Here is a 25,906-nt window from a genome sequence, read left to right as displayed (position 1 = left end):
TAAACCAGTGGAAAATATGACTAAAAATGCGTATCATTTGATACTGTATAAATGTCCTATAAAGGTAACGAAACTTTAACTTTTAGACCCTAGAAAAACTCACCTTTTTTTTATAATTTAACGCAAACGTTGTAGTAATAGCAAGGCTTACCAAAGGGTCCTATTTAAAAATCCAAAGCATAAAGTTCGGGCGGTTTTTTTTCTTAAAGAATGATTAAAATCATCCTCATTTATGTCCCTTTTCACAAAAGTTATAAGTAAATTTACTGGGAAGATTTTGGCCGGTGCCGGGAGATAAAAAATGTCTCCTCAAAGACAGGAATTTTGTTCTTTAAGAAAAAACTTCAGCAAGAGATCTCTTTCTTCTCTGCCTCTATTTTTTTAAAACAAAAATTCAGGTCTGCCCGAAACAAATCATTCACTTAAGATTTAGGTCGTGAACATCTTGTTCCATTTCAGCAGAGATCAATATCGGGCTACTACGAATTTTAGCCGGGACCAACTTTTGAAGTTACTCAATTTTCGAAAGCAAATGCTGGATACCTTAAGAATCAACAATATTTCATTTAAAGTAAATTTTTCAAAAAGATCCCTTAGGGATATTTATAGAACAGATTACGAGACAGTCCCGTAATCTCTCATGCAGCGATGCAATTACTTTCATTAAAACGATAAAAATGAAGGAATCATTATTTCAGGAATTTCCAGATGTTCCAGCTGAACAATGGAAAGATCAAATCAAACAGGACCTAAAAGGTGCCAGTTACGATGAGAAATTAATTTTTAGATCTCTTGACGGGATCGCAGTACAGCCCTTTTATACTTCCGCAGATGTAAAAGACCACATGCAGCTACCGCCGCCACTTCCCTGGCGCATCTGTGAAAAGATCAATGTGACATCGGCCGGCGAGGGCAATACACAGGCCGCAAAAGCCCTTCAAAAAGGCGCAGAAAGCCTTTGGCTCCATATTTCTTCGGAAGATGTAGAACCCGATGTGCTTTTTGAAGGATTTAATTTAGAGAACCTGCAGGTTCATCTAAGTTTTTCATTCTTCTCTCCTGATTATGTTGAAAGGTTGAAATCTTACTTCAAAAACAAAAATACTGAAGTATACCTGCAACTGGATGTTTTGGGCAATCTTGCCGCCACAGGAAAATGGTTTTTTGATCAAAAAAGAGATTTTAAGGTATTAAAATCTGTAACAGAAACAACACCACATTTTACTTCTACAGTAAGTGTGAACGGCGATCTGTATCAAAACGCAGGAGCCAGCATTCCGCAGCAACTTGCCTTTTCTCTTGCTCACGTGAATGAGTACCTCAACTTAATGTGTCAAAAAGGGGAAAAACAAGATCAATTTCAGCCACAGTTCATCCTGGCTATAGGCAGCAACTACTTTTTTGAGATTGCAAAAATAAGGGCGCTTCGCCTGCTTTATGCTTCTTTGGCAAAAGAGTACGGGCTTCCCGAAACCTGCTTTATACTCGCGCAACCTTCCCAAAGGGATAAAACTTTATATGACTACAACGTGAACCTGCTTCGTTCCACCACTCAGTGTATGAGTGCTGTGCTGGGAGGTGCCGATGCTGTAAGTAATCAGCCTTATGACCTGCTTTTCCACAAAGACAGCTCATTTGGCAGGCGTATAGCCCGCAATCAGCTTCTTGTGATGAAACACGAGGCTTATTTCGATAAAGTAGCCAACCCGGCCGATGGGGCGTATTACATTGAACATCTAACCCACGAGTTTGCCAGTAAAGCCCTTGAGATCTTCAAGCAAATTGAAGAAGATGGCGGCTACCTGGAACTTTTGCTGAAAGACGAACTGCAAAAAAGAATAAAAGAGAGTGCTCAAAAGGAACAACAGCTTTTTGACGAAGGTAAGCTGGTTCTTATTGGCACTAACAAATTTGAAAATTCACAGGACCTCATGACGCAGGAACTGGAATTTGATCCTTTTGCAAAAACTTCTTCTGAAGATACTCTTATTGAACCTCTTTTCCCTGTACGCCTAAGCGAAAAGCTTGAACAGGAAAGGCTTAAAAAGGAGCAGGGAATATTAACCGAAAGCTAAAACCATGAAAAGAAAATCACTTCAAAATATGACACTTTTGGAACCTGAGACAGCAACTCAAGTCGCTACGGCTCCAAATGAATCAGGTAATCTGAAAGTTGCGGCCGAAGGTAGAAAAGTTTATGCTGCAAAAGATGTCAAAAACCTGGAGCATCTCAATTTTGCTGCGGGAATTCCGCCATACCTGCGGGGGCCTTACAGCACCATGTACGTGATGCGCCCCTGGACCATTCGGCAGTACGCCGGGTTCTCAACCGCCGAAGAAAGTAACGCCTTTTACCGCCGCAACCTCGCTGCGGGTCAAAAAGGGCTTTCTGTAGCCTTCGATCTTCCTACCCACCGCGGGTACGATAGTGACCACGAAAGAGTGGTGGGAGACGTTGGTAAAGCAGGGGTTGCCATAGACTCGGTAGAAGACATGAAGGTGCTCTTTGACCAGATCCCGCTAGACCAGATGTCGGTTTCCATGACCATGAACGGGGCGGTGCTGCCTATACTCGCATTCTACATCGTGGCTGCCGAGGAACAGGGCGTAAAACCTGCACTGCTTTCAGGAACCATTCAAAATGACATTTTAAAGGAGTTTATGGTAAGAAATACTTACATCTACCCTCCTACTCCTTCGATGAAGATCATTTCTGATATTTTTGAATACACCTCGAAGAATATGCCCCGCTTCAACAGCATTAGTATCTCCGGGTACCACATGCAGGAAGCAGGTGCTACCAGTGAGATCGAACTCGCATATACCCTGGCCGACGGACTCGAATACATCAGGAAAGGTCTTGAAGCCGGAATGGATATTGACAGTTTTGCACCGCGTTTGTCCTTCTTCTGGGCCATAGGTTTAGATCATTTTACCGAGATCGCCAAAATGCGGGCAGCCAGGATGCTGTGGGCAAAACTGGTAAAACAGTTTAACCCGAAAAACGAAAAATCCCTTGCGCTTAGAACCCACAGCCAAACCAGCGGCTGGAGTTTGACCGAGCAGGATCCTTTCAACAACGTGGCACGTACCTCTATTGAAGCCGCAGCTGCTGCTTTTGGTGGTACCCAGAGTTTGCACACCAATGCCCTTGATGAGGCTATCGCCCTACCCACAGATTTCTCTGCCAGGATTGCGAGAAATACCCAGCTGCACCTGCAGCAGGAAACCCAGATCACCAGGACTGTAGACCCATGGGCGGGTAGTTATTACGTAGAAGAACTCACAGATAAAATAGCTCATAAAGCCTGGGAACTCATCCAGGAAGTGGAAGAACTGGGCGGTATGACCAAAGCCATTGAGGCAGGAATCCCAAAGCTACGCATTGAAGAGGCCGCAGCCATTAAGCAGGCAAGGATTGACAGTAGCCAGGATATTATTGTGGGGGTAAATAAATACCGAAGGGACAAAGAAGATCCTATTGTTACCCTTGAAGTAGACAACCAGTCAGTGAGAAGGCAGCAAATTGAGCGGCTAAACCAACTGAAAGCCGAAAGAAACAATGAAGAAGTAAAACAAGCCCTTCAAAAACTTACCGAAGCAGCAAGATCGGGGCAGGAAAACCTACTGGCGCTGGCCGTAGATGCCTCCCGAAAACGCGCTACCCTTGGGGAGATAAGCGATGCTCTAGAAGAAGTTTACGGCAGGTACAAAGCACAGATAAAATCATTTAGCGGCGTGTATTCAAAAGAGATAAAAGACGATGCTTCTTTTAAAAAAGCGAGAGAAATGGCCGACAGGTTCGCAGAACAGGAAGGCCGTCGCCCAAGGATCATGGTGGCCAAAATGGGACAGGATGGCCATGACCGTGGCGCTAAAGTGGTATCTACAGGTTATGCCGATGTTGGTTTTGATGTAGACATAGGACCACTATTCCAGACCCCGGCAGAAGCTGCAAAGCAAGCCGTAGAAAACGACGTGCACATTTTAGGAGTTTCTTCTCTGGCTGCAGGACACAAAACACTGGTGCCACAGGTGATTGAAGAACTCAGGAAATACGGCAGAGAAGATATTATGGTGATTGTTGGAGGGGTGATCCCTTCACAGGACTACCAGTTCCTCTTTGACGCAGGTGCCGTAGCCGTTTTTGGCCCCGGTACAAAGATCAGTGAAGCAGCGATAAAACTTCTGGAAATCCTTATTGAGGAATAAACCTTCAGAATTAATATTTACAAAAATTAAAATTCAGCATTATGAGAGATTCTCTTAACATAGTTTCCCCAGAAGAAGCTGTATCTCACGTAAAATCGGGAGATAGAGTCTTCCTGCACGGTGCCGCAATGACCCCCAATGTACTCATTGATACGCTTACCCAGCGCTATCGTGAACTACAGGATGTGGAGTTTATTCATATTCATACTGAAGGGGCTGCACCTTACACGCAGCCTCCTTACAATGAATCCTTCAGGACCAACAGTTGCTTTGTGGCGGGTAATGTAAGGCAGGCGGTCAACTCCAGTATTGGCGCCTACATTCCTATATTCTTAAGTGAAATACATTTGCTCTTCCGCAGAAATATACTTCCGCTTGATGTGGCTTTCGTACAGGTTTCTCCGCCAGATGAACACGGTTATTGTTCATTGGGTGTTTCAGTAGATATCGCCTTACCAGCAGTACAAACTGCAAAAAAAGTGATAGCCCAGGTAAACCCCAGGGTACCTCGCACTCATGGAGATGGTATTATTCACGTAAGCCAAATTCACGCAGCCATTGAAGTAGACCAGCCTATTCATATTCACGACATCCCAACACCTTCGCCTATCGAGCAAAAAGTGGGGGAATACGTGGCCGGACTGGTAGAAGATGGTGCTACGTTGCAAATGGGAATAGGAGGTATTCCAAATGTGGTGCTTTCTAAATTAATGAATCACAAGCGCCTCGGAATTCATACCGAATTATTCTCAGACGGGGTGTTGCCACTCATTGAAAAAGGAATCATCACCGGGGAAGAGAAAAAGATCAAAACCGGAAAGATCGTGACCTGTTTTGCAGCCGGAAGTCAGAAGTTGTACGACTATATTGATGATAACCCTGTAGTGCATTTTAAAGAAGCTGCTTACACCAATGATTCTGCGATTATAAGGCAGAACCCAAAGGTAACTGCTATTAACTCGGCTATTGAGATAGACCTAACCGGACAAATTTGCGCCGATACTATCGGAAAATATCATTTTTCGGGAGTGGGTGGCCAAATGGATTTTATTCGCGGCGCATCTCTTTCTGAAGGCGGTAAAGCCATTTTTGCCATGCCATCGGTAACCAATAAAGGGATTTCAAAGATTGTGCCTTCCCTCAAAGTAGGCGCAGGGGTTACCACAACCAGGGCTCACGTACATTATGTAGCCACTGAATATGGGGTAGTCAATCTCTTCGGAAAAAACCTTAAAGAACGCGCCAAAGCCCTTATCTCTATTGCTCATCCCGACCATAGAGAGGAGCTTGAAAAAGCCTTTTTTGAGATGGCATATTGATTTCCTGATTTAAAAAAAATCAGACACTGAGAAACGGACAAACTGCTTCAGGAGTTTTTCTGAAGCAGTTTGCTCCCTTTCTTTATTCATTTTTTGACCGAAATTTCACTTAATAATGATATTCATAAAAAACTCCGTTACCCGAAAGAACCTTATGGCAATTACAGGATTGTTCTTGTCGTTCTTTTTAATCATTCATCTTTTAGGTAATTTACAGTTACTGTTGCCCGCAGCAGAAGCGCAGCTTCAGTACAACTCCTACAGCCATTTGCTAGGTGGCAACATCGTTATAAAACTTGTTTCGTACGTTTTATACCTATGCATCCTCCTGCATTCAATAGATGCCATCTACCTTTCTTTTAAGAAAAGAAAAGCCAATGGCACTTCATATTCCTATGACCGTCGTGGAAGAGCCAGTTCCTGGTATTCCCGAAATATGACGGCCCTGGGCATTATAATTTTTGTATTCCTGGTAATTCACTTTAAAGACTTTTGGTACCACTACAAGTTTGGTGAGCTTCCGGTAGATACTAACGGGAATAAAGATCTCTACACCATTGTGGTTGTTGCTTTTGAACAACTCTGGTATGTTGTGCTATATATTATGGCCATACTCGCTTTAGGTTATCACCTTCTTCACGGCGTTTTTAGTGCTCATAGAACAATGGGAATCTATCACCCCATGTACAACCGAATTATAAACATAGTAGGAAAATCCTTCGCTGTAATTATTACCATAGGATATATTATTATTCCTCTATTCCTCTACTTTAATCTACAATCATGAGCAAGACCTTAAAAGCACCAATTCCTGAAGGCCCTTTAGCCGAAAAATGGAACAACTATAAAGCAAAAGCCCGTCTTGTAAGCCCAAACAACCGTAAAAAACTAGACGTAATTGTAGTGGGCACAGGACTGGCGGGAGCCTCTGCGGCAGCATCCCTGGCCGAAATGGGATACAATGTAAAAAGTTTCTGCTTTCAGGACTCTCCAAGGCGGGCACACTCTGTTGCTGCCCAGGGAGGCGTGAATGCAGCCAAAAATTATAAAAATGACGGTGACAGTGTGTACCGTATGTTTTATGACACTTTAAAAGGAGGCGACTTCCGCTCACGCGAGGCCAACACCTACCGCCTTGCCGAATGTTCTGCAAGTCTTATAGATCAGGCTGTAGCTCAGGGAGTACCTTTTGGCCGGGAATACGGCGGATATCTGAGAAACCGCTCTTTTGGAGGCGTGCAGGTATCACGAACCTTTTATGCCAGGGGCCAAACGGGACAACAATTACTCCTGGGATCTTACCAGGCTTTGTTGAGACAGCAGCATACGGGAAAAGTAAAGCTTTATGCGCGTCACGAAATGCTGGATGTGGTGATCATTGAAGGTAGAGCACGCGGAATTATAGCAAGAAACCTCGACACCGGCGAAATTGAACGTCACGGTGCCCACACTGTGGTACTGGCAACAGGAGGTTTTGGTAAGATCTACTACCTCTCTACCCTGGCTATGGGTTGTAATGCTTCAGCTATTTGGCGGGCTCATAAGAAAGGGGCCTACATGGCTAACCCCAGCTGGACCCAAATTCACCCAACAAGTTTGCCTCAAAGTGGAGAACATCAGTCTAAATTAACGCTGATGAGTGAATCCCTTCGGAATGATGGCCGCATTTGGGTGCCAAAAGATAAAAATGAAACCCGTGCTCCCGGCGAAATTCCGGAAGAGGACAGAGATTACTACCTCGAAAGAAAATACCCATCATTTGGAAACCTGGCGCCCCGCGATATCTCATCGAGAGCTGCCAAAGAGCAAATAGATCTTGGCAAAGGAGTGGGACCTCTCAAAAATGCCGTTTACCTCGACTTTTCCAGAGCTATTAAAGAATATGGCAAAGACGTAATTGCCGAGCGATATGGCAACCTTTTCACCATGTACAAGAAAATTACGGGTATTGATGCTTATAAGGAACCTATGAAAATCTCGCCTGCAGCCCACTTTTCAATGGGTGGTTTATGGGTAGATTATGAACTTATGACCACTGTACCGGGACTTTTTGCCATTGGAGAAGCTAACTTTTCAGACCATGGAGCCAATAGACTGGGAGCAAATTCCCTGTTGCAGGCTTGTGTAGACGGATATTTTATTCTGCCTTACACCCTTCAGAATTATTTAGCCGACCAAATTAAAATTCCGAAGATCGAAATCAATCACCCGGCATTTGAAGAAAGTGAGAAGCTGGTTAAAGACCAAATGCAGTCATTTTTGAACTGCAAGGGTAAAAAAACAGCCGAAGAATTCCATAAAGAGCTCGGAAAAGAACTCTATGATAAATGCGGACTACTCCGCACCAAAGAGGGGCTTGAAAAAGCTATAGAGAACATTCGAAATTTAAGAGAAGAATTCAAAACCAATCTACTGGTACCGGGAAGTGCCGAAGAAGTGAATAGTGAGCTTGAAAAAGCCGGCCGGGTTGCAGATTATATGGAGCTGGCAGAGCTTATGTGCGTAGATGCGCTTCACAGGGAAGAATCTTGTGGAGCCCATTTTAGAGCCGAATTTCAAACTGAAGATGGCGAAGCCCGGCGGGATGATGAGAATTTCTGCTATTCGGCAGCCTGGGAATGGACAGGCAATGCATCTCAGCCAATTTTAAACCGTGAACCCCTGGTCTTTGATACCGTTAAACCAACGGTGAGAAGTTATAAATAGAAAGTTATGAAGATTACATTAAAAATATGGCGTCAACGTGACTGCCAGAGCAAAGGAGAATTTAAAGAATATCACCTGGATGAAGTAAGCAAAGACATGTCATTCCTGGAAATGCTGGATACCCTGAATATAAAATTAATAAAGCAGGGAGATTTACCGGTAGAATTTGACCATGATTGCCGCGAAGGTATTTGTGGGCAATGTGGAGTGATGATCAATGGAATTGCCCATGGTCCCTTAAAAAACACCACCACCTGCCAACTACACATGAGGTCTTTTAATGATGGAGACACAATTTATGTAGAACCTTTTAAAGCTTCGGCATTTCCAATAGTGAGAGACTTAAAGGTGAATAGATCGGCGCTGGATCATATCATTACCTCTGGCGGATATGTTTCTGTAGACACCGGCCAGGCTCCCGAAGCCAACTCAATCCCCATCACTTTTGAACAGGCTGAAGCTGCTTTTGATGCTGCGGCATGTATTGGATGTGGGGCTTGTGTTGCCAGTTGTAAAAATTCAAGTGCTGCCCTCTTTACAAGTGCCAAGATCTCACACCTGGCGCAGTTGCCTCAAGGAGATAAAGAGACCTCAACAAGAGTGGTGAGCATGGTGAACCAAATGGAAGAAGAAGGCTTTGGCCACTGTACCAATACCGAAGCCTGCGAGGTAGAATGTCCCGAAGGTATTTCGGTTCTCAACATCGCCAGGATGAACTACGAATACAACAGGTCAAGGCTGATGAAAAAATGAAAAAATAAATATCATTTAACTCCAAGAAAAAGAGGGAGCTGTAAAAAGCTTCCTCTTTTTTTGTGCAGGTAAGTCAGGTTCTATAGGTTAAGCCAGCGAAGTAATTCAGTAGAAGACATTTTGGGCTTTACATCCCTAACTAACTGGTAAGTATTAAAATGAAAAGGCCGTCTTAGAAATCTAAGACGGCCTCCTCGTGGTTAGAAAAGCTCTAGTTAAAATTCTGCTTCCATGTGGTGGTGCTCATCAATTAGCGGACCTCCATTAATAATCTGTTCTGATGCCTCAGCAGAGAATTTCTCGAAGTTGAGGTGGAAAGAATGTGCCAGCTGAATTGACTTTTGAATATAGGCTCCTTTTTGCAGCCAGGTATTGATTGGGTTCAGCATTTCGATAGGCACATTAGGACAATATTTAGGCATATAAAGACCAAATATTGGGTGCATTTCAAATTCTACGTTTTCAAGTTCACCTTTTAAGATAGAAGTGATCATGGCACGGGTATATTTCAGTTTGATCCTTGATCCCACTCCAAATGGTCCTCCGCTCCATCCGGTATTCACAAGCCATACGTTAACTCCAGATTCTTTCATCTTTTTGCTCAGCATTTCAGCATACACAGTTGGGTGTAGCGGCATGAATGGAGCTCCAAAACAAGCAGAGAAGGAAGGTACAGGCTCAGTAATTCCGGCTTCTGTCCCGGCAACTTTTGCTGTATATCCAGAAATGAAGTGGTAAGCAGCCTGGCCCGGAGTTAATTTTGAAACCGGAGGCAGTACTCCAAAGGCATCACAGGTAAGGAAGAAAATATTTTTAGGATTCTTAGCATAAGAAGGCCATTGAATACCCTCTATGTGTTGTAGCGGATAACTTACACGAGTATTTTGAGTGATGGTTGCATCAAAAAAGTCTACTTCTTTAGTGCCTTTTTTGAAGATCACGTTTTCAAGTAAAGCCCCTGGTTTAATTGCGCGATAGATATCTGGTTCAGATTCTTCGGTAAGTCCAATAACCTTGGCATAACAACCACCTTCAAAGTTAAAGATCACATCTTCTGATGTCCATCCGTGCTCATCATCTCCAATAAGCTTACGATCGGGATCGGCAGAAAGCGTGGTTTTTCCTGTTCCTGAAAGTCCGAAGAAAATGGAAGTATCTCCTTCCTGTCCTACGTTGGCAGAACAGTGCATAGGCAGCACATCTTTTTCAACCGGAAGGATAAGGTTAAGAGCAGAGAAAATTCCTTTTTTCATTTCTCCTGTATAGGCAGAACCTCCTACAAGCGCAACTTTTCTGGTAAAGTCAAGAATACTAAAGTTTCCCTGGCGTAAACCGTACTTGGCAGGTTCGGCCTCAACATAACCGGGAGCACATAGTACCAGCCATTCTTCAGAAAAATCTTTAAGTTCTTCTTCCTTAAGCCTTAAAAACATATTCTTTACAAAGAATGCAGACCATGGGTATTCGGCAATGGTGCGCACATTCATTCGGTAATCAGGGTGTGAACACACATAACCATCATGAACGTAAATTTCTTTGCCAGATAGGTATTCGGTGATTTTATCATACAGTAATCCGAAGTTTTCTGAAGATAAAGGTTTATTGATATTTCCCCACCACACTTTGTCTTTGGTGTAATCGTCTTTTACCAAAAAGCGGTCCTGTGGAGATCTACCGGTAAAAGTTCCTGTATTGACACTAAGGGTGCCATTTTCAGTTTCGGTACCCATTCCCTTACGTACAGTGATTTCCTGAAGTTCTTCTCCAGAAAGGTTCCAGTTCACTCTACAGTTTTTCAACCCGTATTTATCGAGGTTTGTGGCTTGAGGTCTTTCTAAAACATTTTTCATGATCTAAATATTGAGTGGTTATAAATGGTGCCATAATCTATGGCGGTAATAAAGTTTATGTTCTCACCAGCAGTGAGAAAGTTGGTGTTCCTGCTTTTGCTTAATCAAGCACCAGTAATGGAACATTTGAGTGCAGTGTGAGCAATCTTGTAAGACGGCCTGGAGAAGCTTCATCACCCGGTAAGTGGGTTTTTGGCATAATGGCCAGCATATCCATATCGTTCTTTTTAATGTAATTTAAAATTCCAGCTTCAATGTCTTCACTTTCATGGAAGGTGTGGTGAGAATAGAACATTTCAAGAAAATAGTTGAGGGTAGTTTCATTGCTCTCATCATCTTCGCTGTAGCCCATTGCCATCTCCTGTTGTTGTATGGTCAAAACATGAACCTGCGCCTTGTGTTTTCTTGAAACATCAAGTAATACATATAAAGGAGACCTGTCGGCAATCCTTTCATTACCCAAAGAGAGGATAATACTTTCAAGTCTAAATTTTTTGTATTTCTCCGGAATCACCAAAACCGGAAGATCGGCTTCCTGTACCAGGCGTGAAGTGGTGGTTGCCACATTTTCTTCTTCAAGGTTGGCACCTCTGGTTCCCATCATAATAATATCAACCTTTAACTCTTTCTGAAGCTGAATGATAGAGGAAACCAATTCGCCGGTCTGCACCAGGGTATAGATCTCGGGAGAGAGCGGTTTTTTATATTTTTTGGTGACTTTTTTAAAATTCTCACGTATAGCATTAACGTCAGCACCTTCTTCAGTTATATTGAGTAGGAATAAATTAATTAACGGATCCTTATCTGCAAATTTCACAGCGTAATCCAAAGCATTTTTAGATACTTCAGAAAAATCGAAGGGGATTAGGATATTTTTCATGGCTTTAAAAATTGCGGAAACTGCCGTACACATTTCCTGATTTATATTACCTAAAGATACCTCTATAAAAAGCCAACCAATATGACAAATATCATTTGCATAATGAAAGAAATCAACATTTTAGCATCGAAAACGATTGCAGGTTTTGCAATTTTATAACTGAAGAAAAATGGGTGTTAAAAATGCCATTTTTGACACCTCTGTAAATTTATATTTCCCCTAAAAATTCTGAAATTTTCACCAGTAATTCTCCTGAAGCCAGAAAAGATTTAGCCCCAATTTTCTTCGGAAGAAATTCCTTCCGAAGATTAAATTAAGCATGTGTAGATGATTATTATCCTAAAAACTGATGTGAAAGAAGTGTGTTACTTCTGAAGGTTTTCGTTTTTCCACTCTTTAAGCCAAAGCTCTTTACCATCAAAAACTCCATAAGTGTAGAAATTGATCCAATCTCCCAGGTTCATATAGGTAGCATCTTCCTGAAGGCTGATATCTAACGGCAGGTGGCGGTGACCAAAAATAAAGTAATCGTAATGTTGTGTTTCCAGCTTTCGGCGGCAGTATTGAATTAGCCATTCCTTTTCTTCTCCCAAAAACTGCACATCCTCTTCTCCCGAAATTGCCTTGTTCTTTACCGAAAAGTACTGCGCCAAAGGCACGCCCAAATCGGGATGCAGCCACCTGTACAGCCATTTTGAAAGCGGATTGGTAAATACCTTTTTCATGCGCTTATAGCCTTTGTCTCCCGGCCCCAGCCCGTCACCGTGACCAATAAGGAACTTCCTGTTATTGAAAACAAACTCCTTTGGCTTTCTAAATACCGGGATATCGAGTTCCTTTTCAAAATAATCATCCATCCAGAGATCATGGTTACCTACAAAGAAATATACAGGAATACCCCTGTCCCTCAACTGGGCGAGTTTTCCCAATGTTCGCACAAATCCTTTTGGAACCACATGTTTGTACTCAAACCAGAAATCGAACAAATCTCCCAGGAGAAAAATAGCTGCAGCATCCTTACTTACGTGCTCAAGCCAGGCCACGAATTTTGCTTCCCTGGGGCGGCTTTCTTCGGCCGTTGGTGCTCCCAGGTGGTTGTCACTTGCGAAATAGATCTTTTTACCCTCGGGTATCTGCATGCTAAGGATTTGCCGGTAAAGATAGTTTTAAAATTTCCGAAGTTAAAATCTTCAGAAAAAATGCCATCGCACGGCGCTGTACTTGGGCATTTTATTAATTAAAAGTATCTTTAAAACAAACAGTAAATAATGAGCCAGCTAATTACCGGACTACATCATGTCACCGCCCTTGCGGGTGAACCACAAAAAAATCTTGATTTCTACACGGGAATCCTCGGGCTGCGCATGGTCAAGAAAACAGTAAACTTTGATGCCCCCGATGTTTACCACTTTTATTATGGCGATGAACAAGGCCAGCCAGGATCTATCATGACCTTCTTTCCTTATGAAGGGATCAAAAAAGGCCGGCATGGCAAAGGCATGCTCAACATCACCACATTTTCGGTGCCTGCAAATTCTCTTCTGTTTTGGGAAGAGCGTCTTAAAAAGTTCAATATCGACTTTAAACCTGCGCAGGACAGGTTTGATGGCGAGGCGGTAATTTATTTTGAAGATCCCGACGGGCTGGGGCTGGAGCTGGTTTTTAATGAGCGCGACGACAGGCCAGGATGGACCTATGGGCAAATTCCGCTGGAGCATTCCATCCGCGGATTCTACAGCGTAGAAATATGGCAGGAAGGTTATGAACGCACTGAAGGTTTACTGCAGGAAGTTCTTGATCACAAATTAATTGCCGAAAAAGGAAACCGCTTTCGCTTTGCGGCTACAGATGCGCCGGGCAATTACGTAGACATACTATGCAGGCCCGATGCATTGCGGGGCCTTGGCGGTGGCGGCACGGTACATCACCTGGCTTTTTCTACAGCAAATAAAGAAAATCAGTTAGGGGTTAGGGAGAAGCTGGCCAGTTCGGGTTATAACCCCACACCGGTATTAGATCGCCAATACTTTGAATCTATCTACTTCAGGGAACCCGGAGGCGTTTTATTTGAAGTAGCCACAGCCGAACCCGGCTTTGCTATTGATGAACCGCAGGATACGCTGGGGCAGGAGCTTAAGCTTCCGCCGCAGTATGAATCCCGCAGGGAACTGATAGAAAAAGCCGTAAAACCGGTAAATCTCAACCCTTCAAAATTTTAGACATGTTACACCAAAAAGATTTCAAGTATAACGGAACTCCTCTAAAAGATGCAAAAAAGGCACTCATCATGGTGCATGGCAGGGGCGGCTTTGCCGAAGATATCCTGGCAGTGGCCGATCATCTTAAAATAGAAGATTTTGCCCTGGTTGCCCCACAGGCTTATAACAACAGCTGGTACCCGCTCTCTTTTATGGCCCCGGTACAACAAAATCAGCCGTGGTTGGATTCGGCTGTAGAGATGCTTCAGCTTTTGGAAAAGGAACTCAACGATGAGGGCATAGCTTCAGAAGATATCTATTTCTTCGGATTTTCACAGGGGGCCTGCCTCACGCTCGAGTATGTAACGCGAAATGCCAAAAGGTACGGCGGAGTAATTGGGATTATTGGCGGACTTATAGGCAAAGACATCAACACCGGAAATTACCTTACAAATTTTGAAGGCACGCCGGTTTACCTGGGCACCAGCGATCCCGATGCGCACGTGCCTGCCGAAAGGGTGCAACAAACTGCTGATATTCTAAGGAACAAAAATGCGAAGGTGGAGCTACAAATTTTCCCCGATGCCGGGCACGTGATCTTACCTGAGGAACTGGGCCGGGCCAATAATTTTATCTTCGGATATTCGGGGATGAAAAATGAAAAACCTTAAAGGTTATCTGAAGCATACCATTCGGCATAAGAAGTCTCGGTCTCCTGTAATTTCAGGGAGAAAAGCTTAATATGCTCTGGCAGGCGGCTCATTATTCTTTCAGCAAAATCCTGGATCATATTCTCACTGGTAGGTTGGTATTCAACAAGAATGATGTTGTGGCCTCTCTTTTGTAATTCTTCTGCCAACTCAACATGAGGCGTGTTCTTGTTAAAAACAGTAGCATGATCAAATTTATCAACGATCTCCTGTTTTACAATTTTTTTGAGGTCACCAAAGTCTATGACCATTCCCAGCTTCACGTTATCCTCATCTTTTATGGGCTCTCCCTGCACTGTTACCCCTAATTTATAACTATGCCCGTGCACGTTCTTACACTTGCCGTCATAGCCAAAAAGGGCGTGGCCTGCCTCAAAAGAAAATTGTTTGGTGATGCGAATAGTTGCCATACTTTAATTTTAGGCAAAGATAGAGCTTGGCTACACGAAATTTAACTATTCAGCCTAAAAAATTATAAATCTTTGCTTTGAAGACCACGTAAAAAATGGGAAATTCAAACGTACATTTGCACGCCTAAAATAATGACATTGGAAATTATAGAGAACCCGGTTTATGAAAAGATCATTACAGATCTTTCTGAGCAGCAATATTCTATTGTTGAAGATTTCTTCAGCCCCGAAGAAGTCCTGGAGCTGCGCAATTCCCTGCTGCACAAATATGAAGAAGACAACTTCAAAAAGGCTGCGATAGGAAACCGAACCAATGAAATTATCGCAAAATCTATTCGCGGGGATTTTATTTTATGGTTAAATGAAGCTGAAGCAGCGCAGGCCGAAAAAGCCTTTTTTAGAAGGATCAACGATTTTGTATATTACCTTAACCGCACCTGCTTTACCGGCATTCTACACAAAGAATTCCATTATGCGCTATATCCCGAAGGCACCTTCTATAAACGACACCTGGACACCTTTCAAAATGACGACAGGCGAAAACTCTCTATGGTGTGTTACCTCAATGAGCAGGACTGGCAGCCAGAGTATGGAGGAGAACTTGTAATTTATAACTACGAAAATGGCGTGGAAGTTCCAAAAAGCATTTACCCTTTCCCCGGAAGAATGGTCATTTTTGAAAGCCAGATCCTGGAGCACGAAGTAAAACCGGTAAAAACTGAAAGGCTGAGCATTACAGGCTGGTTGAAAACCCGCTAAAACCTACTTCCTGAATTTTTTATACAATACCACCACGATTAACAAAATTGCGAGGAGCAGCCAAAAGCCATAGCCGCTTAAAAACCTGAGCAGGTCAAAGGTTTCCTCATTTACGGGGAGATCTTCCTGCATTAGCGTTCATTTCTTTTGCGCCAGGCATACCTCGCGTAGAAAAATATGCCTAAAATGATAAGGATGCCCACAAGGTACATCCATTGGTCTTCAAGGAAATTCTCTAAAGAAAATCCGTAGCCTTCCCTTTCACTTGCGGGTTGATCTTTTGGTATATGTTCCTGCTGAAAATTCATACTGCCTGCATTTTAGGTGTCAAAAATGACATTTTAGCTGATGCTTTTTTTCTTTCTGAAGAAAGCAAGATAAAGAATAACAGCCAGAATCACCACGGCTGCGGTCACTACTTCCCAAAAATTAGAACCTACAAAATAACCTATTTCATAGCCTACCTGGAAAGCTTTTGTTTTCTCTATCTCCTGAAAGAGCACTACATTCATTAATTCCATATTATTTCCTGAATTTTGATAAAGCGCTTCGTGTAAATTCTGAAAGCACCAATTCTCCCGAAATTGCCGCACGTTCCTGAAGCAAAGAATCCCAGCTCCTGGTTCCTTCCCACAGCACTTTCTTCATTTCCAGAAGGGCAGCAGAATTGTAAGAAGCCAGTTTTTCTGAAAAGAATTCCAGTTCCTTATCCATGTCAGCTGTGCTTTCAAAAACCCGGGCATAAAGGCCTTTTTCCTTTGCCCAATAAGCATTTTTCCACTCGTGTGCTGCAAGGGTAAGTTCACCAAGGGCGGCTACCCCCATTTTTCGCTCAATTGCCGGGGCAATGACAAAGGGGCCGATTCCTATACTTAGCTCAGATAATTTTATAGCGGCATGTTCAGTAGCAAAACAATAATCGCAGGCTGCTGCCAGGCCTACCCCGCCGCCCACAGTTTTTCCGTGAATACGGCCAATAATCAGTTTTTTACAGCTGCGCATGGCATTTATCACATTTGCAAATCCCGAAAAGAAGACTTTCCCCTGCTGCATATTCTCTACCGCCAAAAGTTCATCAAATGATGCCCCGGCACAAAATGCCCTGTCTCCTTCAGCTCTTAAAATGATGATCTTTACCTCATCATCATCTGACAGTTTAAGCAGTTCCTTTTCAAGCCGTTCTAACAGTACTCCGGGAAAAGAGTTACTTGCCGGATGCCCAAATTCAAGAGAAGCAATCCCGTTAACAATATTGGTGTATAAACTTCCATTCTCCCTGTTCGTGGTCATTTTTTTTACTCTTTCCCGTAAAGTTACATTTTTTATTTTCAGTCCTGTATCTCTAGGTTTCTTTGTACAGATATTTCCTGCGGAATTTTATCACCAGCGCACTGCTTCTAATGAGCATCCATACAAAGAAAGCGATCCAGATGGCGTGGAGTTTTAATCCGAAGTAATCGCCTATGAGCAGCGCCGGGGTGAAACCAAGAAAGGTAGCTGCCAGCAACACATTTCGAAGATATTTTGCTTCTCCCAGCCCTTTAAATATTCCGTCGAACATAAAAGCAATGGCATTCACAGGCTGCATGAACAGTACCATCCAGAAAACAGAAGTAAACAGCAGCAACACCGGTGTTTCTTTGCTGAAGATCAACCCTATTTCTTCATAAAACAGCGCACAAATCCCGATTAAAAAGACAGCGATGATCACAGAATATTTGCTGATCTTTTTGCTCAACTGCCATAAGCCGTTGTAATCTTTGGCCCCCAGGAGTCGGCCGCCCATGGCATTTCCGGCATTGGCATAGCCATCAATAAAGAAACTGAAAAAGAGCCAGATGTTCATGAGGATACTCTGGGCAGCAATATAGTTTTTACCGTAATCTGTCGCATAGGCATTAGCCAGGTAAATGGCGAAATTTAAAGCCGCAGTACGCACAAAAAGGTTGCCGCTCATTAAAAGCAGGGCTTTCATCTGCGGATTGATGGTGCGGCTAAGGCCCAGGTGAAAAGGCGTTTTTTTAAAGAAAAAATACAGTGCCATGACCAGCATGACCAGTTGTGCAATAACACTGGCATAAGCGGCACCTTCAAGATGCATGGCGGGAATCCAGCCCTCTATGCCATAAACCAGCATAAAATCGAGACCCACATTTAGAACCGCTCCGGTGAGGCTGCATTTCATGGCCCACAGCGTGTTTTGGAGCCCCCTAAAAACTCCGAAAAGAGCAAAGGTAACCAGGGTAAGCGGATAGCCTATCGCACGGATACGATAATAGTCGGCAGCATAATTCAGCACCTTTCCTTCAGCATTATAAGCACTAAAGATCGCGGCAGCAAAGTAGGCTGTCACGGCATAGATCACGAGACTCAGTAAAAAGTTGAAAAAAATAGCCTGTGGCACCAGTGTCTTAACCGCATGAATACGATTTGCACCAAAATGCTGTGACACCAAAGCCGAAATAGCGGTTTTAGTTTGGGCTACGATCCAGATAATAGCCGAAAGAAATGAACCTACAATTCCTGCTGCGGCAAGAGCTTCAACAGGATCCTGGTCTACATTACCAATAATGGCAATATCGGTTAAGGAGATGAGAGGTTCTGCAATGCCCGCAATAATTGCAGGGATTGCAAGCTGATTGATATTTTTGAAGTTCACTACAGCCATTACTTCATTATTTTTTCATAGCAGTAGAAAGGCGCTTCACTTTGCTTCGGAAAATAAATATTCCCCAGCCTTTTGTAGCCACGGGCTTCGTAAAACCTTTGATTTCGCTGGTTCTGGCTGAAGGTATCCAGCCTTACAGAATCATAGTTGTGCTTACGGGCAAAATCTTCAGCAAAATCCATAAGCCTACGCCCATGCCCGCCGCCCCACTTCTGCGGATTGATAGCCAGGCGGTGTACGTAAAGATTATTGCCGCTGGGAGTGAGCCAGGTTATAGGCAGGTACTCTTCATCTATGGTAGGCGTCAAAACGATAATCCCCTCAATCTCTCCCTCTTCTTCAAGCACATACAATTCCTCCTGTAAAATGTCATTTTTGAGCCGCTCTAAAGAAGGATAAAATTCATTCCACTGCAGGATCCCTTTTTCCTGCATGGCGTGGGCACAGGCTTCGGTGAGGCTTTTAATGGTCGCTAAGTCCTGGTATTTGGCTGTTCTTATCATGTTTGAAAGGCTTCTCCACAAAAATAATTTTATAGAAAGAAATAAAGGCTTTAAACATTGGAATATATTTTATAAATTTGCCCTCATCAATGGGGGATTAGCTCAGCTGGCTAGAGCGTTTGGCTGGCAGCCAAAAGGTCATCGGTTCGACTCCGATATTCTCCACAAAAAACCACCGCGAAACGGTGGTTTTTTCGTTTTCGGGTGTTCCTAACTGCTTAACGTATATAAAGACCTCACAGGTGTTCAAAACCTGTGAGGTCTGCTGTTAGGTCGGGTAAGTTATCTGATAGGTCAAGCTGCGATCAATTAACCCTGACTAAAACACCTTCCAAAAATGCCATTTTTGAAAGGTTACTTTTTAATGAATTCAGTAGCTTTTTTTATGATCTTCTCCATGGCCGGCGGGAGGTCTTCGCGTTCCCACGGATGTGAAGCCTCAAAAACATGATCGCTGCCATCAAGCAGGAACAACTCCGATTGTGATGACCATTCATGCAATTGACGGGCGTTATCTACAGCAACTGTAGGATCATTGGTGCCGTGAACCACGAGATAGGGAATATTGAGCTTTTCAGCCGACCTGGCGATATTCAGTCGCTCTTCATTTTGTTTAAAATCTTCGTAAAAGTCGAACAGGTGCGGCATTTTCTGCTTGGTGCGGGAATTTTCTATATAAGAGATTCCTTTTTGTTTCCAGGCCTCCAGTTCTTCCCCTTTTGGAAAACGGTCTTCAAAATCGCTTACCGCTGCAAGAGAAATGAGCTTTTGAATACGGGGGTCTTCAGCAGCTTTAACCACCGCAATGCCACCGCCGCGGGAGTGGCCCATCAAAGTGAGACGGGAAAGATCGGCCTGGTTAGCGTAAGGAAAATCTTCACTGCTTATCCAGTCAATTAAAACTTTAAGATCATCGAGCTCTTTGGTGTAAGTGTTCTCTCCAAAAGCGTCTAAATCGGGGAAATCGATAGGATTTTCAAGGGTACCGCCGTTAAAGGCAAAATTAAACTTTACGAACAGGAAGCCATTTTGGGCAAATTCGGTTGCCATCAGGTTCCAGGCGCCCCAGTCTTTGAAGCCTTTATAACCATGACAGAACAATACTACCGGTTTCTGCCCCTCTTCTTCCGAAGAAAATACATCTGTTGGAATTGGCCGCCCGTGAAGGCCCGGAAGGCTTATATTCTTTTGCTTTTTTACTACCATGAATGTTGTTTTATTTCTTTTTCAACAAAAGGAACTTCGGGATCACATATCTCTAAAATAAGGTTTTTAAGCTGAATTTTAAATTCTGTGAGGGTATCTGAAGTTATATTAGTGTCTTTTTTGGCACCATATCCTTTTTTGTCCTTTTTACAGAACTGAAGGAATCCGGCTTTGAGGTTTTTGAACGAAATGATCCCGGCTTCAAGATCTTGTGGAAGTGGCGAATCTTCGTTCATCATAAGCGCATAAGTGAGTATCTGAAATGGTTTGCTGTACTTGTCATAATCTAAACTGATCTCTTCCCAGTCTACTACCTCAACTTTGTTTTGTTCAACCTTACCGGTTTTATAATCAATGATGCGCATCTTGCCATTGAATTCATCAACACGATCTACAGTTCCTTTTAAAAATACAGGAAAATCGAGCTCTTCAATGGGAATCTGCACCTTCAGCCTGTCTTCTATTTTCAGGATCTTTATAGTATTTCCTTCTTTTATGTGATCAATCTCTGATCTTAAAAAGTTGCACACATAGCGGCGTGCAACTTCAAAAATAAGCAGGTTTTGCCCATTGTTGAGGGGCGCTTTGGTGTAGTGTTCCCTAAACTGTTTTTCAATTTCGGTATTACTATTTTCAAGGGCTTTTTCGAGCTTTTCAACAGTGACCTGCTCCTCGAGCATATTTCTGTAAAAAACCTCGAGGGTATCATGCACTACAGTCCCCAGGGTATTATAGGCGACTGTTTCTTCTACCTCTTCGCGCTCCCTTATTCCCAGAACATACTGTTTATAAAAATCTAAAGGATTCCTGATATAGGTGGTGAGCGCCGATGGAGAAAATCCTTCTGCCGCTCTTGCCTTGAGCTTTGCAATGACTTCTGCCGACTTGTGTACGGTTTTAAGCTGCGCCGACACGGGTGGAACTACGGGGCTAATATTGAAGTTCTGTATGTTGTGATCTTTCTGGGCTTCCATTTCAAGCTGTAGTAAAAAACGGCTTTTTTCACCCGCATTGAGTCCGTCACTTTCAGTATTGTACAGCAAATGCACCTGTTTTGCCCGCTGTAGTAAATGGTAAAAGTGATAGGTATAAACAGCGTCTTTTTCTTTATAAGTGGGCAACTTATAAGCGCATTTAAGATCAAAAGGGATGAAGGAATTACTGCTTTTTCCTGCCGGAAGCACTCCTTCATTTACCGAGGTAAGGATTACATTTTTAAAATCGAGCACCCGCGACTCGAGCATTCCCATAAGCTGTAGCCCTGAAAAAGGTTTCCCACGGAAGTCGACCGTCTTTGAAGACAGGAAATCTTTGTACACAGAGAACAGGATCTTAATGGAATCAATGTAGGGATATTCTGATACAAGGTTGTTTATCTGGTTAAGCAACAAATGCAGCTGATACAGGAACTCGAGGGTAATTTTATCGCGGTCACTATCCATACGATCTTTAAAGATCATGATCAACCCCTGAAGATTCTGTAAAGCAATTTTTGGATCATTTTTCCAATCTCCAAAGCAGGCAGTGAAAAGCGGTTTAAACTCGGTGGGGACAGCTTTAAACAAGTCCTCGTCTTTTATATAAACCAGGTTTTCCTTGCGGATATTTTCTAACAACCTTCGGGAAAATCCACCTGTGACCTGTTGTACCAACGGGTGGCTGAGCACCAGCATAAGATCTTTGTAATAATGAGTACCATCGCCCTGCACCGTATGTATTTTCAACAGGTGTTCAAGAAGAAAAGCAATAGGGGCATTTTGCAGTGCAAAACCCATGGTAATATTCACCTCCTCTACATTGGGCGGCAGGGAATTCAACACCGGAAGCAGCAGGCTTTCGTCGCCAAGAACAACAGCAGTCTCCTTTAATTCTTCAGGGGAAAGTTTAGACAATAATTCTCCCACATACTTGGCCTGCCCAATATTCTTGGGAACGCCAATCATCTTTATATCCTTGGGTTCACTATACGAGCGGGAAATAAACCGTGGCTTATGGTTCTTAAAATAGGGCCAGGATTTGAGGTAATTCCGTAGAAACAGTGAAACATCATGCTGCTCGTCCTGAAGAAAGACCTCATCGATATCCCAGAATACTTCAGCTTTACCGGCTTCAAGTAGAAACTGAAATATATTTTGTTCCGCAGTATTTAACGCATTAAAACCTATAAATACAAATGGCCCTGATACCGTCCCGGCATATTCAGAAATTCTTTCAGAAGCCCTTCTGTAGACCATCCCCTGGTAGGCCAGCTCCTTCTCTTCAAGCTGCTTTTGGAGTGCCTCATAATAGTCGGGAAGTTTATTCCAGAAGAGCAGGTAGTTCTCCATAAGTGGAGTTTTCTCTTCCTGAAGGTACCAGTGGTTCATTTCCTGGATATCACCCAGGTAACCAAAAAACGATTTATAGTCTATAAGATAGCGGTCAATTTCATTAAAATCGTAGAGCAGCGTTTGCGCCCAGGCAGAGAAAGTTTCAAAACTTTCACATTGATTTTTTGGCGTACAGGCCCGGTAACCGGAATAAAATTCAAAAAGGGCTGTGATATTATCAATAGATTTAAGCCCTGCTATTTCTTCGGAAAAGTCTTCAATACTCAACACCCTGGGAGCAAACATAGGCTTTGAAGAAAGCCGGGAAAGCCTGTTCACCAGGCTGGCACCTGCTCTTTTACTGGGCAGGATAAATGTGGTTTCAGAAATGTTTGCGTTTCGGGATAGTAACTCCTGAAGCACCTGTTCAATAAATGATATCATGCCTTAAAAATAAAAAACGCCCCGGTCAAACCGGGGCGTTTTTCTAAATAAATTTAGTGAAAGTCAGGTTACATTCCGTCCTGATTATCTCTCATCTCTTTTTCTTTGTCTAAAGATATCTCTACCCTTCTGTTTTCCTGTCTTCCTTTAGCAGTGCTGTTAGAAGCGATTGGTTGAGATTCACCATATCCTTCAGAAGTTAATCTACTGGAAGGAATACCAGTGTTTTCAAGGAAAGTTTCTACAGATTGTGCTCTTTCTCTGGATAGTTTTTCATTATAAGATTCACTACCAGTGCTATCTGTGTGTCCTTCAATATGGAAAACTGTGTTAGGATATTCTTTCATGATATCGGCGATAGCCTGAAGAGTTTCTTCTGACTCAGATCTAATTGTAGCTTTATCAAGATCGAAAAGAATAGTTCTTGAGTATTCATTCAATTCTTCGATTACCTCTACAGTTGGTTCAGGACATCCGTTGTTTGCAGCAGTTCCTGCTACTTCTGGACATTCATCATCTTTGTCTAGCACTCCATCGTTATCCATATCTTCCCATGGACATCCGTTGTTTTCTTTTGGACCTGCTTCGTTTGGACATTCGTCCTCGCTATCTTTAACTCCGTCACCATCGGCATCTGGACATCCGTTCAATGCAGCAAGACCGGCTACAGTAGGACATTCATCCTGAGGATCGGCAATACCGTCACCGTCTGTATCTGGGCAACCGTTAAATTGTGCAAGACCTGCTTCATTAGGACATTCGTCCAACCTGTCCTGTATCCCGTCACCATCAGAGTCAGGACAACCGTTGAATTGTTCTAATCCGGCTACTTCAGGACACTCATCATCCTTATCGTAGATACCATCTCCGTCAGTATCCTGTCCTCCAAAGGCAAACTTAATTCCTGCTGCGTGTTGGAAGTGAGAGTTCATATCATCGTCAAATCCATGCTTGTAGATAGTCTGGACTGAAAGGGCAAGATTATCTGTAAACCAGAAATTGAAACCTACAGTTCCATCAAGAGTTGCGAAGCCTTCTTCGTCAATCCAGGTGTAACCCCCACCAACTCCCACAATAGGATCTAACCAACCTGCGTTGGCGTCATTGCGAAAGCTGTAGTTGAAGGTACCGTCAAGACCGTAATACATTAGGTCATCCCATCCTTCATCTCCATATTTACCGATTTGGTTAACCGAACCAGCTGCTTCAAAATAGAACCCTGCGCCAATATTACGGGCAACAGAGATTCTAGAAATACCTGCAAGTACGTTCCAGTGATCTCCGGTGTTGAAGAATTCATCAAAATACCCCCCTAGAGGTGCGTCTTCACCTGTAGGATAAAAATCCACTGCGTTTACTCCTATTCCAATAGCCCATGGATTATTGTCATCCTGCGCCTGCATAGTGCTGAAGCTCAGAATGCATAGTGAAGCCAATAATAATCTGTTTAGATGTTTCATATTGCTGAGTTTAATATTTTAATTAGTTAGCAGAAACAAAAGTAGACCGATATTCAGTATTAACAAAGCCCAATTTAATAAAGTTTTCTTAATAAGACTGGCATTTGGAGCAGTTACAAAGGATTTACAACATAATTATTTTACGAAAACCTTAAAATATTAACAATTTTTTAGGTTTTGCTGTTGTGTTATTCTGCCCTGTAAAAAGCTTTCCTAAAGTATCTGATATAAAGGATGAAGAAGCCCGAAATGGGATGTAAAAAAGGTGTTCCTGGACAGAAACACCTTTTTTATTTTTAACCTTATTTAATGATATCAAGCTCTTTTCCCACTTTTTTAAAGGCGGCAATAGCTTTATCTAGGTGTTCCTGAGTGTGGGCAGCCGAGAGCTGTACCCTTATTCTCGCTTTTCCTTTAGGCACTACAGGATAGAAGAATCCAATTACATAGATCCCTTCTTCTAAAAGCCTGTCGGCCATTTTTTGTGAAAGTTTTGCATCATAAAGCATTACCGGTACAATGGCAGCTTTCCCGTCAATGATTTCAAATCCGGCATCTTTTATACCTTTTTTGAAGTATTTTGTATTCTCCTTCACCTTGTTCCTAAGAGAGTCGTCTTTAGATAACATATCAAAAACCTTGATAGAAGCTCCCACGATAGCCGGAGCCAGGGAGTTGGAGAATAGATATGGCCGCGATCTTTGACGCAAAATTTCTATAACCTCTTTTTTAGCCACAGTATAACCGCCCATTGCACCTCCCAATGCTTTCCCGAGGGTTCCGGTAATAATGTCTATGCGGCCAAGCACTCCTTTCTCTTCGAGAGTACCAATCCCGTCCTGACCTATAAATCCTGTGGCGTGGCATTCATCTATCATAACCATAGCATCATACTTTTCGGCAAGATCACAGATCTTATCAAGGGGTGCCACCAGCCCGTCCATGGAAAATACCCCATCGGTAACAATAATCTTAAACCGCGCTCCTTTTTCATTAGCTGTTTTAAGCTTCGCTTCAAGCTCTTCCATATTTCCATTTTCGTAACGGTAACGAGCTGCCTTGCACAACCTTACCCCATCAATAATAGAAGCGTGGTTGAGGGAATCAGAAATTATAGCGTCTTCAGCAGTCAAAAGTGGCTCAAAAACACCCCCGTTCGCATCAAATGCAGCAGCATAAAGTATGGTATCATCCATCCCGTAGAAATCGGCAATCTTGCGCTCCAGTTCTTTATGTATATCCTGGGTACCGCATATAAACCGTACACTAGACATCCCAAAGCCATGTGTATCCATAGCGTCTTTTGCTGCCTGTATCACTTCTGGGTGTGACGAGAGCCCAAGGTAATTGTTGGCACAAAAATTAAGAACCTTTTTACCACCTTCAAGAGTGATCTCAGCGCCCTGTGGTGAAGTAATGATCCTTTCTTTTTTATAAAGGCCTTCTTCTTTAATATTGTTTATTTCCTTTTCAAGGTATTCTTTCATTTTTCCGTACATAATGACTGGTTTTTTACAAA

23 protein-coding genes and 1 tRNA gene are annotated in these 25,906 nt (G+C 42.9%); 10 read left to right on the top strand and 14 right to left on the bottom strand.

Annotation, left to right across the window (positions count from 1 at the left end; genetic code table 11):
* Positions 1-677: 677 nt before the first annotated feature.
* From V5739_RS08595 to V5739_RS08570, 6 genes are all read left to right on the top strand, one after another.
* Positions 678-2,075: a methylmalonyl-CoA mutase subunit beta gene (locus V5739_RS08595; protein WP_423817826.1), complete on the top strand. Its 1,398-nt coding sequence runs from the start codon at positions 678-680 to the stop codon at positions 2,073-2,075.
* Positions 2,076-2,079: 4 nt separating this feature from the next.
* Entirely contained in the window at positions 2,080-4,212 is a 2,133-nt protein-coding gene (gene scpA, locus V5739_RS08590; protein ID WP_423817825.1) for a methylmalonyl-CoA mutase, read from the top strand.
* 41 nt (positions 4,213-4,253) lie between these two features.
* The gene (locus V5739_RS08585; protein ID WP_266070864.1) at positions 4,254-5,531 is read left to right on the top strand and encodes an acetyl-CoA hydrolase/transferase family protein; all 1,278 of its coding nucleotides are present in this window, start codon (positions 4,254-4,256) and stop codon (positions 5,529-5,531) included.
* A 115-nt stretch (positions 5,532-5,646) separates the two neighbouring features.
* Positions 5,647-6,318, top strand: coding sequence for a succinate dehydrogenase cytochrome b subunit (locus V5739_RS08580; RefSeq protein ID WP_423817824.1), 672 nt, complete (start codon positions 5,647-5,649; stop codon positions 6,316-6,318).
* Positions 6,315-8,237 carry a fumarate reductase/succinate dehydrogenase flavoprotein subunit gene (locus tag V5739_RS08575; RefSeq protein ID WP_423817823.1) on the top strand — a complete coding sequence of 641 codons (1,923 nt, stop codon included), beginning with the start codon at positions 6,315-6,317 and terminating at the stop codon, positions 8,235-8,237. The genes V5739_RS08580 and V5739_RS08575 overlap by 4 nt, the downstream gene beginning before the upstream one ends.
* 6 nt (positions 8,238-8,243) lie before the next feature.
* Positions 8,244-8,990: a succinate dehydrogenase/fumarate reductase iron-sulfur subunit gene (locus V5739_RS08570; RefSeq protein ID WP_345599774.1), complete on the top strand. Its 747-nt coding sequence runs from the start codon at positions 8,244-8,246 to the stop codon at positions 8,988-8,990.
* A gap of 215 nt (positions 8,991-9,205) precedes the next feature.
* On the opposite strand, the gene pckA is transcribed toward V5739_RS08570, so the two are convergent.
* The 3 genes from pckA to V5739_RS08555 form a co-directional block, all read right to left on the bottom strand.
* Positions 9,206-10,840 (bottom strand): phosphoenolpyruvate carboxykinase (ATP), encoded by a 1,635-nt coding sequence (pckA, locus tag V5739_RS08565; protein WP_423817822.1) that lies wholly within the window; start codon positions 10,838-10,840, stop codon positions 9,206-9,208.
* 100 nt (positions 10,841-10,940) lie between these two features.
* On the bottom strand, positions 10,941-11,720 hold the full coding sequence (locus V5739_RS08560; protein ID WP_423817821.1) for a universal stress protein: 780 nt from the start codon (positions 11,718-11,720) through the stop codon (positions 10,941-10,943).
* A gap of 365 nt (positions 11,721-12,085) precedes the next feature.
* Positions 12,086-12,859: a UDP-2,3-diacylglucosamine diphosphatase gene (locus tag V5739_RS08555; RefSeq protein ID WP_423817820.1), complete on the bottom strand. Its 774-nt coding sequence runs from the start codon at positions 12,857-12,859 to the stop codon at positions 12,086-12,088.
* A 129-nt stretch (positions 12,860-12,988) separates the two neighbouring features.
* Between V5739_RS08555 and V5739_RS08550 the strand changes: the two genes are divergently transcribed.
* Positions 12,989-13,939 (top strand): ring-cleaving dioxygenase, encoded by a 951-nt coding sequence (locus V5739_RS08550; RefSeq protein ID WP_423817819.1) that lies wholly within the window; start codon positions 12,989-12,991, stop codon positions 13,937-13,939.
* Positions 13,940-13,941: 2 nt separating this feature from the next.
* Entirely contained in the window at positions 13,942-14,589 is a 648-nt protein-coding gene (locus V5739_RS08545) for an alpha/beta hydrolase (protein WP_423817818.1), read from the top strand.
* Here the strand turns inward: V5739_RS08545 and queD are convergent.
* Positions 14,586-15,038 carry a 6-carboxytetrahydropterin synthase QueD gene (gene queD, locus V5739_RS08540; RefSeq protein ID WP_266070873.1) on the bottom strand — a complete coding sequence of 151 codons (453 nt, stop codon included), beginning with the start codon at positions 15,036-15,038 and terminating at the stop codon, positions 14,586-14,588. The two genes, V5739_RS08545 and queD, sit on opposite strands and share 4 nt — an antisense overlap.
* 132 nt (positions 15,039-15,170) lie before the next feature.
* On the opposite strand from queD, the gene V5739_RS08535 reads away from it, so the two are divergent.
* Entirely contained in the window at positions 15,171-15,797 is a 627-nt protein-coding gene (locus tag V5739_RS08535; RefSeq protein WP_423817817.1) for a 2OG-Fe(II) oxygenase, read from the top strand.
* 3 nt (positions 15,798-15,800) lie between these two features.
* On the opposite strand, the gene V5739_RS08530 is transcribed toward V5739_RS08535, so the two are convergent.
* Genes V5739_RS08530 through V5739_RS08505 form a run of 6 tightly spaced genes read right to left on the bottom strand, consistent with a single transcriptional unit; the run spans position 15,801 to position 18,968 of the window.
* Positions 15,801-15,929, bottom strand: a complete 129-nt coding sequence (locus tag V5739_RS08530; protein WP_266070875.1) for a hypothetical protein — start codon at positions 15,927-15,929, stop codon at positions 15,801-15,803.
* Positions 15,929-16,105 carry a hypothetical protein gene (locus tag V5739_RS08525; RefSeq protein ID WP_266070876.1) on the bottom strand — a complete coding sequence of 59 codons (177 nt, stop codon included), beginning with the start codon at positions 16,103-16,105 and terminating at the stop codon, positions 15,929-15,931. Before V5739_RS08525 ends, V5739_RS08530 begins: the two co-directional genes overlap by 1 nt.
* Before the next feature lie 33 nt (positions 16,106-16,138).
* The gene (locus V5739_RS08520) at positions 16,139-16,318 is read right to left on the bottom strand and encodes a hypothetical protein (protein ID WP_423817816.1); all 180 of its coding nucleotides are present in this window, start codon (positions 16,316-16,318) and stop codon (positions 16,139-16,141) included.
* Between the two features lies 1 nt (position 16,319).
* Complete coding sequence (locus V5739_RS08515; RefSeq protein ID WP_423817815.1) at positions 16,320-17,087, bottom strand: enoyl-CoA hydratase/isomerase family protein; 768 nt, start codon at positions 17,085-17,087, stop codon at positions 16,320-16,322.
* A gap of 52 nt (positions 17,088-17,139) precedes the next feature.
* On the bottom strand, positions 17,140-18,465 hold the full coding sequence (locus V5739_RS08510) for an MATE family efflux transporter (protein ID WP_423817814.1): 1,326 nt from the start codon (positions 18,463-18,465) through the stop codon (positions 17,140-17,142).
* Positions 18,465-18,968: a GNAT family N-acetyltransferase gene (locus tag V5739_RS08505; RefSeq protein WP_423817813.1), complete on the bottom strand. Its 504-nt coding sequence runs from the start codon at positions 18,966-18,968 to the stop codon at positions 18,465-18,467. The genes V5739_RS08510 and V5739_RS08505 overlap by 1 nt, the downstream gene beginning before the upstream one ends.
* A gap of 91 nt (positions 18,969-19,059) precedes the next feature.
* Here V5739_RS08505 and V5739_RS08500 point away from each other — a divergent pair.
* Positions 19,060-19,133, top strand: a tRNA-Ala gene (locus V5739_RS08500).
* 189 nt (positions 19,134-19,322) lie between these two features.
* Here the strand turns inward: V5739_RS08500 and V5739_RS08495 are convergent.
* The 4 genes from V5739_RS08495 to kbl form a co-directional block, all read right to left on the bottom strand.
* Entirely contained in the window at positions 19,323-20,174 is an 852-nt protein-coding gene (locus tag V5739_RS08495) for an alpha/beta hydrolase family protein (RefSeq protein WP_423817812.1), read from the bottom strand.
* Positions 20,168-22,927, bottom strand: coding sequence for a PD-(D/E)XK nuclease family protein (locus V5739_RS08490; protein ID WP_423817811.1), 2,760 nt, complete (start codon positions 22,925-22,927; stop codon positions 20,168-20,170). The genes V5739_RS08495 and V5739_RS08490 overlap by 7 nt, the downstream gene beginning before the upstream one ends.
* A 68-nt stretch (positions 22,928-22,995) precedes the next feature.
* Positions 22,996-24,387 carry an OmpA family protein gene (locus V5739_RS08485; RefSeq protein WP_423817810.1) on the bottom strand — a complete coding sequence of 464 codons (1,392 nt, stop codon included), beginning with the start codon at positions 24,385-24,387 and terminating at the stop codon, positions 22,996-22,998.
* Between the two features lie 302 nt (positions 24,388-24,689).
* Complete coding sequence (kbl, locus tag V5739_RS08480; RefSeq protein WP_423820423.1) at positions 24,690-25,886, bottom strand: glycine C-acetyltransferase; 1,197 nt, start codon at positions 25,884-25,886, stop codon at positions 24,690-24,692.
* Between the last annotated feature and the right edge of the window lie 20 nt (positions 25,887-25,906).

It is taken from the genome of Salinimicrobium sp. TIG7-5_MAKvit (assembly GCF_049569215.1).
In the GTDB taxonomy this organism is placed as follows: domain Bacteria; phylum Bacteroidota; class Bacteroidia; order Flavobacteriales; family Flavobacteriaceae; genus Salinimicrobium; species Salinimicrobium profundisediminis.
This window is presented reverse-complemented; position numbering and strand designations above follow the sequence as displayed.

Bases quoted from the DNA above. Each gene is read 5' to 3' on its own strand.
- V5739_RS08595 (WP_423817826.1), top strand. From the start codon at position 678: ATGAAGGAATCATTATTTCAGGAATTTCCAGATGTTCCAGCTGAACAA.
- scpA (WP_423817825.1), top strand. From the start codon at position 2,080: ATGAAAAGAAAATCACTTCAAAATATGACACTTTTGGAACCTGAGACA.
- V5739_RS08585 (WP_266070864.1), top strand. From the start codon at position 4,254: ATGAGAGATTCTCTTAACATAGTTTCCCCAGAAGAAGCTGTATCTCAC.
- V5739_RS08580 (WP_423817824.1), top strand. From the start codon at position 5,647: ATGATATTCATAAAAAACTCCGTTACCCGAAAGAACCTTATGGCAATT.
- V5739_RS08575 (WP_423817823.1), top strand. From the start codon at position 6,315: ATGAGCAAGACCTTAAAAGCACCAATTCCTGAAGGCCCTTTAGCCGAA.
- V5739_RS08570 (WP_345599774.1), top strand. From the start codon at position 8,244: ATGAAGATTACATTAAAAATATGGCGTCAACGTGACTGCCAGAGCAAA.
- pckA (WP_423817822.1), bottom strand. From the start codon at position 10,840: ATGAAAAATGTTTTAGAAAGACCTCAAGCCACAAACCTCGATAAATAC.
- V5739_RS08560 (WP_423817821.1), bottom strand. From the start codon at position 11,720: ATGAAAAATATCCTAATCCCCTTCGATTTTTCTGAAGTATCTAAAAAT.
- V5739_RS08555 (WP_423817820.1), bottom strand. From the start codon at position 12,859: ATGCAGATACCCGAGGGTAAAAAGATCTATTTCGCAAGTGACAACCAC.
- V5739_RS08550 (WP_423817819.1), top strand. From the start codon at position 12,989: ATGAGCCAGCTAATTACCGGACTACATCATGTCACCGCCCTTGCGGGT.
- V5739_RS08545 (WP_423817818.1), top strand. From the start codon at position 13,942: ATGTTACACCAAAAAGATTTCAAGTATAACGGAACTCCTCTAAAAGAT.
- queD (WP_266070873.1), bottom strand. From the start codon at position 15,038: ATGGCAACTATTCGCATCACCAAACAATTTTCTTTTGAGGCAGGCCAC.
- V5739_RS08535 (WP_423817817.1), top strand. From the start codon at position 15,171: ATGACATTGGAAATTATAGAGAACCCGGTTTATGAAAAGATCATTACA.
- V5739_RS08530 (WP_266070875.1), bottom strand. From the start codon at position 15,929: ATGCAGGAAGATCTCCCCGTAAATGAGGAAACCTTTGACCTGCTCAGG.
- V5739_RS08525 (WP_266070876.1), bottom strand. From the start codon at position 16,105: ATGAATTTTCAGCAGGAACATATACCAAAAGATCAACCCGCAAGTGAA.
- V5739_RS08520 (WP_423817816.1), bottom strand. From the start codon at position 16,318: ATGGAATTAATGAATGTAGTGCTCTTTCAGGAGATAGAGAAAACAAAA.
- V5739_RS08515 (WP_423817815.1), bottom strand. From the start codon at position 17,087: ATGACCACGAACAGGGAGAATGGAAGTTTATACACCAATATTGTTAAC.
- V5739_RS08510 (WP_423817814.1), bottom strand. From the start codon at position 18,465: ATGGCTGTAGTGAACTTCAAAAATATCAATCAGCTTGCAATCCCTGCA.
- V5739_RS08505 (WP_423817813.1), bottom strand. From the start codon at position 18,968: ATGATAAGAACAGCCAAATACCAGGACTTAGCGACCATTAAAAGCCTC.
- V5739_RS08495 (WP_423817812.1), bottom strand. From the start codon at position 20,174: ATGGTAGTAAAAAAGCAAAAGAATATAAGCCTTCCGGGCCTTCACGGG.
- V5739_RS08490 (WP_423817811.1), bottom strand. From the start codon at position 22,927: ATGATATCATTTATTGAACAGGTGCTTCAGGAGTTACTATCCCGAAAC.
- V5739_RS08485 (WP_423817810.1), bottom strand. From the start codon at position 24,387: ATGAAACATCTAAACAGATTATTATTGGCTTCACTATGCATTCTGAGC.
- kbl (WP_423820423.1), bottom strand. From the start codon at position 25,886: ATGTACGGAAAAATGAAAGAATACCTTGAAAAGGAAATAAACAATATT.